This is a genomic window from Pseudoalteromonas sp. TAE79, from assembly GCF_000498015.1.
Classification (GTDB): Bacteria; Pseudomonadota; Gammaproteobacteria; order Enterobacterales; family Alteromonadaceae; genus Pseudoalteromonas.
On the sequence record NZ_AUTL01000157.1, the window covers coordinates 1 to 7503 of the forward strand.

The 7503-nt window shown below is 40.2% G+C and carries 6 protein-coding genes and 1 pseudogene; 2 read left to right on the forward strand and 5 right to left on the reverse strand.

From position 1 onward, the window contains the following. From L655_RS0111910 to L655_RS0111920, 3 genes and pseudogenes are all read right to left on the reverse strand, one after another. A pseudogene (locus tag L655_RS0111910) lies at positions 1-396 on the reverse strand (phytase); the annotation flags it as partial. 11 nt (positions 397-407) lie between these two features. Then, positions 408-1382 carry a metallophosphoesterase gene (locus L655_RS0111915; RefSeq protein ID WP_024605133.1) on the reverse strand — a complete coding sequence of 325 codons (975 nt, stop codon included), beginning with the start codon at positions 1380-1382 and terminating at the stop codon, positions 408-410. A gap of 60 nt (positions 1383-1442) precedes the next feature. After that, positions 1443-3746, reverse strand: a complete 2304-nt coding sequence (locus L655_RS0111920; protein ID WP_024605134.1) for a TonB-dependent receptor — start codon at positions 3744-3746, stop codon at positions 1443-1445. Positions 3747-4043: 297 nt separating this feature from the next. Here L655_RS0111920 and L655_RS0111930 point away from each other — a divergent pair, with 297 nt between their 5' ends. Together L655_RS0111930 and L655_RS0111935 are read left to right on the forward strand one after the other, a co-directional pair. After that, positions 4044-4964 (forward strand): GGDEF domain-containing protein, encoded by a 921-nt coding sequence (locus tag L655_RS0111930; RefSeq protein WP_024605135.1) that lies wholly within the window; start codon positions 4044-4046, stop codon positions 4962-4964. After that, positions 4948-5949 carry an AraC family transcriptional regulator gene (locus tag L655_RS0111935; RefSeq protein WP_024605136.1) on the forward strand — a complete coding sequence of 334 codons (1002 nt, stop codon included), beginning with the start codon at positions 4948-4950 and terminating at the stop codon, positions 5947-5949. Before L655_RS0111930 ends, L655_RS0111935 begins: the two co-directional genes overlap by 17 nt. A 1-nt stretch (position 5950) precedes the next feature. Here the strand turns inward: L655_RS0111935 and L655_RS0111940 are convergent, their stop codons facing one another. Together L655_RS0111940 and L655_RS0111945 are read right to left on the reverse strand one after the other, a co-directional pair. Next, positions 5951-6454 carry a TlpA disulfide reductase family protein gene (locus L655_RS0111940; RefSeq protein WP_024605137.1) on the reverse strand — a complete coding sequence of 168 codons (504 nt, stop codon included), beginning with the start codon at positions 6452-6454 and terminating at the stop codon, positions 5951-5953. Between the two features lie 54 nt (positions 6455-6508). Next, positions 6509-7503 (reverse strand): IS30 family transposase (locus L655_RS0111945; RefSeq protein ID WP_241764482.1); only part of this gene is annotated, 995 nt, incomplete at its 5' end.

Genomic DNA, 7503 nt, shown 5'->3' on the forward strand with positions numbered 1-7503 from the left:
CCAGCCACTTTGAGTGTGCTCAAGCTTAAATATAACAACGTTATCTTGATTGTTATCAATAGTTGCAACCAAAAATGAGTGTGCTGTTAGCTTAGTGACAGCAAGCGCTTCAAAGTTACCTTTTTTTATAATGCGGCTTTGTTGCGTTTCACTTTCAACTAACACTAAGCCTTTGCTTTCGCTTGCTAGCAACCAATTGTTATTATTTAACCATGCCGCTTGTGAGCCTTGCATGTTATCTGTTGGACCAAATTTAGTACTATTAATGACTACTTTATCAGGTGTGTTTTTTACTGCCGTATTTGTAGCCACGTTACTATTGCTACATGCACTTAATGTGCTAAGCACTAAGCTACTTACAATTAAGCTAAGAGATGTTTTTAATTTAAATTTCATGTTGTAACCTTTTATTGGTCAAAGCGCTTTTGAGTGCTGTAACGCACTTCGCCTTTATAGTTAATAGCCGTTGCTTTTAGTGCTTCATTGTTAATCGAAAAGCTCAAAAATCCTGGAGTAGCTTCTGCAAAACGCGTAAATTCACGTTGTTTTACGTAACGCGCTTCGCTACCACCACCAGATACAAAGTGGTCGAGTTTACTGCCATCTATTTGGTTATGTTGCAGGTCATGTTCGTGTCCTGCTATGTATGCTTGCACACCATTTTGCTCAAATATGGGCTCGAGTAAATTACGTAAACCTTCAGTAAGTCCATAACGTTTTCCACTGCTATAAAGTGGGTGATGACCAACCACTATCTTCCATCGAGCTTGGCTATTTGAGAGTTGGCTATTTAACCATGTTAATTGCGCTTGGCTGTTTTGCCCTTGAGTTGCTTTGTATTTTTCGCGTGTTTTGTATTCAGGGTTTAAAGTATTAGTGTCTAAAAACACCATTAATATCTGCTCGCCACCTTTTAAAGTAAAGGTTTTGCTGTAATAGCGTGCAGGTAAATTCCAGCGCTGACTTTTTTTACTGTAATCAAGTTGTGCTTGCGCATTACCTAAATAATCATGATTACCCAGTACTACATACCAAGGCTCGAATGTATGTGGACCATGGTAAATATCTTCATAGGCACTTTGCCAAAGCGGGTCGTTAACACTTGCTACCCCATTGGGATAAAAGTTATCGCCCGTTGAAATAGTAAAATCACCATCCGTTTGAAACATCGCTATTTCTAACTGGTGCGCTACGTCTTTTTGATAAAAGTGCCCGTTATGACCCCAATCACCAATAACCGTAAAATTTAAGCTCTTAGGCAGCGCAGTCAAGTTTGCAATTTTTTGTTGCTCGTATAATGCGTCGGTGTACGTTACGTTTGCCAATACGCTTTGTATACTGTATAGACCAAGTGTTATTAGCAGTAATGTTTTTTTTATCATTATTGTTCTCCCATGTTGGTAGCGCTAAATAAAGTGATTAGCGCTACCTCATAAACTTATTTAAAACGCGTAACGCAGCATAAGTTGATAAACCGGACCCGCTTCTTCAGATTCAATTTCGTACTCATCAAAGCTTCTACTAAATTGATCATCAACGGTATCAAATTTATTAAAGGTTTCGTCTTTACTTGCATCAAGTAGGTTTGAACCTACCAAGCGCAGTGTTACATCTTCCCAACGTTTTTCTATAAATACTTCAAAATCGGCACTGTAAGATGTAGTTATTTCTTCACCTACAATGCGTCCATAGGCATCACCTTGCTTGCGGTAAGTTGCGCCAAATGCAGCTTTAAGTTCGGGTAAGTCTTGAATAAACCCAACGTTATAAACGTAGTCTGATTGGTCGTTAAATTTGCGAGTTCCAAAAAAGTCGGTTACTTCACTATCGAGCCATGAGTAATTTAAAAATACACCCGTATTAGGCATGCTAAATGCGCCAAGTGGAGTAGATAAATCAAGCTCAACTCCTTTTACATTACCATCGCCTGTGTTGCGTGGTTGCAGTACAAACGTACCGTCGCCTTCAGAGCCTTCTTGTTCTGTGTTGGCAATTTCTATTAAGTCATTTACTTTGCGATAAAATAAATTAATACCGACAACACCGCTTTTCCCTAAACGATACTCGTAGCCTAAGTCCATACCCCAAGCAGATTCTGGTTTTAATTCAGGGTTACCTAGTTGGTCGTTATCGCCAAGTTCTTTTTCGATAAGTGCCGGTGTTAAAAAATCAAACTCGGGGCGTCGTAAACTACGCGCAACAGAGGCGCTAACGCGTCCATTTTCACTCACGTTAAAACGAAAATGTGCTGAGGGGAGGATAAAGTCGTAACTATTATTTTCGCTCACGCCAATTGTTTTATCATTAATTTTAGAATCGGTAGACTCCCAGCGAACGCCCAGCTCCCAAGCAAATAAATCATCTTTGTGCTTAACAAGGGCAAATAAGTCAAAGCGATCTTCTTCTAAAGTATTTACACCACCAGTAACCGCTTCGTACTCGCTATTAAATGTAGCAAGCGTTAAAGGTGTTGCTGCGTATTGCTCCCAACTGGTAAGTGCAAGTTCTAATTCGTTTTGCGATTCTAAAATTTCACTGTCGCGTTTTTTATTTTGTAAAAATGCACCAAACTGAATTTCTTTGCTGTCACCCCAAGGTTGGCTGTGTTGCCACTGTAGAGTCCATTCTTTATCATCTATTTCACTTTTAGTTTGCTCTTCTTCAAATACCATCGGCAGCTCTGAGGTATCTAATTCGACTTCTTCCTCATAAACAGACTCTTCAAACCGAGCAAAGCCAAATTTAAACTTACTTGTGCCACTTAGTAGTGGAAATTCATAAGCGGTATTGATGTTGTAATTAGTTTGGTCAATATATTTAACATTCGCATTATCTGTTTCTAAGTTACCGCCATTTACAATATCGTTATTGGTTGCAGTTGGGTCGTTGTATTCAAATGAACGTTCATCCTCAGTACGCTCTGTATCAACCCACATAGCGCTAATATTAAACTGACTATCGTCGTCAAAAACAATTTCGTAGCTGGAGTTAAGTGACGTGTCGTCGCCATCGCGAGTGTCAGATTGGTCTTCGCGGTTATCAAATTCTTCTGTTTGAAAGTTTATATTGTTTTCAGGGCTATCGCCGTAGCGCAAACTATTTTTTTGTTTTGGGTTATATCTGCCTTGTAAATTTGCACCAAGTAATAAGCGCCCACCAGCCAATTCAGTACCGTACACTGCAGCTAAGCTTTCTTTAAATTCACCATCGTCATAAAGCAAGCCACCAGCACGCAAGTAACCGCCATCTAAACTGTAACCATCGCGCAATACAATATTTAATGTGCCCGCAATAGCATCGGCTGAGCGGTTAGCACTTGATGAGCGAATTATTTCAACGCGTTCAATTAACTCAGCCGGAATTCGGTCAACAAAAAATGAACGATCGGCACCAGCGCCAGGTACTTCTTCACCGTTTATAAGCACCTTTGTATAAGCAGGGCTTAACCCTCGCATACGTGCACCATCCGATTCAAGCACATCCGATAAAAATGTAACACTGGGTACTCGTTTTAATGCATCGCCTGCGGTCAATGGTTCAAAACGTTGAAAGTACTCTTGTGAATACTCCAAGGTTGGTGCGAGTTCGTCTGAGCGGTTTCTGTAGCCAATTTCACCGTATACAACAATTTTGTCAGAAACTTCGATATCTTTTTTTGCGGTTTCTTTTGCATCATCTTCTGCATAAGCCGTCAAATTACATAAGGCTAATGCGGCTACCAGTGCTTTTATTTTAAAGTCTTTCATTGTATTTGCTCTTGGTTATTGCTGGTTTGTTTCTTGGTATGGCGAGCAAGCTAAAGATATTTGGTTACGTAAATGTGACAGTGTTTAGGTTAAATACATGTATTTAGAGGTGTTTGAGCAATATATAGAGTGTATTGAGCTTTTATCACTCCTCGTAAAGTCAGGTGTTATGTACCGTGCAGGGCTGTTTTTAAAGTAGGTATCATCTCGTTGTCATATAGCTGAGCTAATATGACCCTGCTAACAAAAACTTGTATGAACTAACTTTAAAACTCATTTATAAACGAGATACCGCACATGCGATTTAACCCCTTTATCAGCCACCGATTATTAATAAACGCTATTATTGCGATGTTTTTTAGCGCTGTGTTTTTAAGTAGTTATTTAGGTGTATTAAAAACTTACGCCAGTATTCAGTGGCTCGATATTATGGGGGAGGGCGGTATTGTATTAATGACCCTTGTATGGATTGCCGCGTTATTAATTTCAAGACCACCGAGTAAAGTAACCACTTACTTAGTGATAGGTGTTGGGCTATTTATGTTCTCGGCAACCCTAGATTTACTTGATGAATGGCTAATGCATCCCGCCCATCAATGGCTCAGTTGGATTGAATCTCTGCCAGCCCCTTTAGGCATGTTGTTAACGAGTGTGGGTTTGTATTATTGGCATCAAGAGCAGTACGTATTAAATCGTCAGCTACGCCGCCGTGAAGCGCATTTACGTGAGCACGATAAGGTGTGCTCAGTTACAGGTCTTTATAAGGCGCAGTACCTAGATTCTGCAATTAAAGAGCAACTTACGAGCAAACAACCACTCTGGCTTGGCGCGATTGATATTCGTGATTTTTCGCATTTTAATAGTGAGTTTGGCTTTAGTGAGGGCGACCGGTTACTGCGTGAAATTAGCGAGCTATTGTTAATGAATTGCCGACTAAGTGATGTAGTGTGCCGCTACGCAGGAGATTGCTTTATGGTACTAATGCCAGCTACTACAGAGCAGCAAGCTAAAGAGCTAATGGCACAAATTAAAGGAGCTCTAAAGCATTGTGCATTTAAAGTTGAAGCATCTAAAAAAGCAAAGTTTCAATATGTCACTACCGCCTTAATACAAGGTAATAAGCATAGCAGTACAGATAAACTAACAAGCCAACTGCATAGTCAATTACAACAAAAAAAGCATCAACAAAAAGTAGCGCACCGTGCACATGTTTGTTAGCCAAGACGATAAATATTTAAGCGCTCAAGGGCTTATTACGTCAGCTGTAGAGCTTGCTCAAAGCCGAAACATAAATTTACATAAGCTGCTACGCGGTACCGGTATTTTTGAACAAGACTTACTTAATTTTCAGCATACATTTAGTGTGTCTCAGCAGGTGCGTTTATTAGCTCAATTTAAGTTGTTGATGAAAAGTACTGACAGTGGTTTTTTACTCGGTAGCCAACTTATTAACGACACTCGAGCCGAAGCTCAGGCATTAATATATAGCGATAATTTAGCCCAAGTATTAAAGCAATTATCACTTTTAAGAATGCAATTAGCGCCTTTATTGTTTAGCCAAACGTATATTAAAAACGATAATGTTTATATTTATATTCAGCCAGCACATGGGCTTGATGAAAGCCTTTACCACTATGTGCTAGAGATATACAGCACTGCATTTTATAGTTTACTTAAACGAGTGAGCGAAAGTTACCCGCATTGTCAGTTTGACTTTGCTTTTAAACGCCCTCGGCATATTCAAGAGTACGAACAAAATTTAGGGTTAAAGGTAAGTTTTGATAAGCCATGTACTCGCTGGGTATTAAATAAAACCATGTTAAGGGCTAAAAACCCGCATGCGAGTGAATTACGATTTATGCAAGCGCAGTCGCAGCTACATAATAAAAGCGTAGTTAGCATGACTTTTATTGAAGCCGTTTGCAGATACTTATACTCTCACCCAAGTGCTAATTTAGAGTGTACCGCGAAGCACTTTGCTATGAGTTCAGCTACATTTAAGCGCAGGCTCAAACTCAATGGGGTACGCTTTTCAGCGTTAATAGATGAGCAAAATAAGCACAAAGCTATTTACCTACTTACTCTGTGCGCTAAACATAACGAACAAGTCGCTGAGCATTTAGCTTTTTACGATATACCTAACTTTCGGCGCGCCTTTAAGCGCTGGACAGGCTTAACACCTAATCAGTTAAAAGCGCAATAAGTTACTCAGTTGCCATGTCGATGGAGTGCAACAATGTTCGTGCATTTAAATGAAGGTTTGGATCTTCTGGATTTGACGTATTAGTCAGCCAAATTACATTGCCTTCTTTATTTACAAACAATGTAGTAGGTGTGCCTCGTATACCTAATTGCTGTGCTATTGCATCGGCTTTTACAGCTGTTTTAAAAGTATAACCTCTTTCGCTAAGTGCTTTAACGGGGGTAGCATCGTCATCTTCTTTAAAGCTCACGGCAATAACTTTTAAGCCCATATCATCAATTTTTTGAAGTGCTGGCTGCAGCTTTTTACAGTACGGACACCACGTTGCCCAAAAGTGTAAAACGTAAGGTTGACCTAGTAAATCTTGAGTATTGAGTGGCGATCCATCAGCCATTTGTAAATTTAATGTAGGCAATTTAGGATATGTTGCTTCTGAGCTTGTATCTTGTGCGTAAGCTGTAAAGCTTAATAAAATTAGCGTGATGGTAATAAATAGCTGTTTCATAATATGCTCTTTTTTATTTTACATACGCGGATTCAAATCTGAAGTGCATAACGTTTAGGCGGCTTTAGCCGCCAAGTGATCCTGCATCAATTTTGCAGGCGTTTCAAATCCAAGTGTCTTCCTCGGACGATTATTAAGTTGCTCAAGTACTGGTATAACCTGCGCTGGTGTTACCGCCTTAAAATCTGTGCTCTTCGGCCAATACTGGCGTAGTAATCCATTCGTGTTTTCATTCAATCCGCGCTCCCATGAGTGATAAGGGTGAGCAAAATAAACAGGAACACTTAAAGCCTCTGTGATTTGCTCGTGATAAGCGAACTCTTTTCCATTGTCAGCCGTGATGCTATGAAGCGCTGACCTATATGGCCTTAATAGTTCTATCGTCGCCGCAGTGACGGCTTGTGCTGTTTTGCCTGCCACCTGCGTTGATACAGTGAATTGGGTGACCCGCTCTACAATGGTAACAAGGGCGCCTCGATGACCTTTACCTATGACGGTATCTATTTCCCAATCTCCGATACGACCTTTCTCATCAACTATTTGTGGGCGTTCTTCAATGCTAACGCGATTTTTTATTTGCCCTCGGTTTGTTTTACCATGACTGCGCTTGTGATATTTCTTACCGTGTCGGCGCAGATGTAGGTATAACTCACCACCTGCTTTTTTATCTTCCCAGATATACAGATAAATGCGTTCATGGCTGACAGACCGTTCACTTTCTTTACGCAACCATCCCGTTATTTGTTCAGGGCTCCACTTCTCATTAAGCTTCTGGGTAATTAAAGCCATCATTTCAGGTGTCATCTTAAGCGGTTTTCTTACACTTCTTCGGCGAAACAAAGCCCGCTCATGAGCTTGTTTGTGTCTGTAACCTCGCTTACCTGTATTTCTAGAAAGCTCTCTTGAAATCGTAGATTGCGATAAATTAGTTAGCTCAGCAATACTTTGTTGCGTAAAACCACTTTTCTTTAGAACGGCGATCTGGCATCTTTGCGCATAGGTCAGTTGTTTGTAATGTCTCATTGTAAAATCTCTTGCCGGAGAAAAAG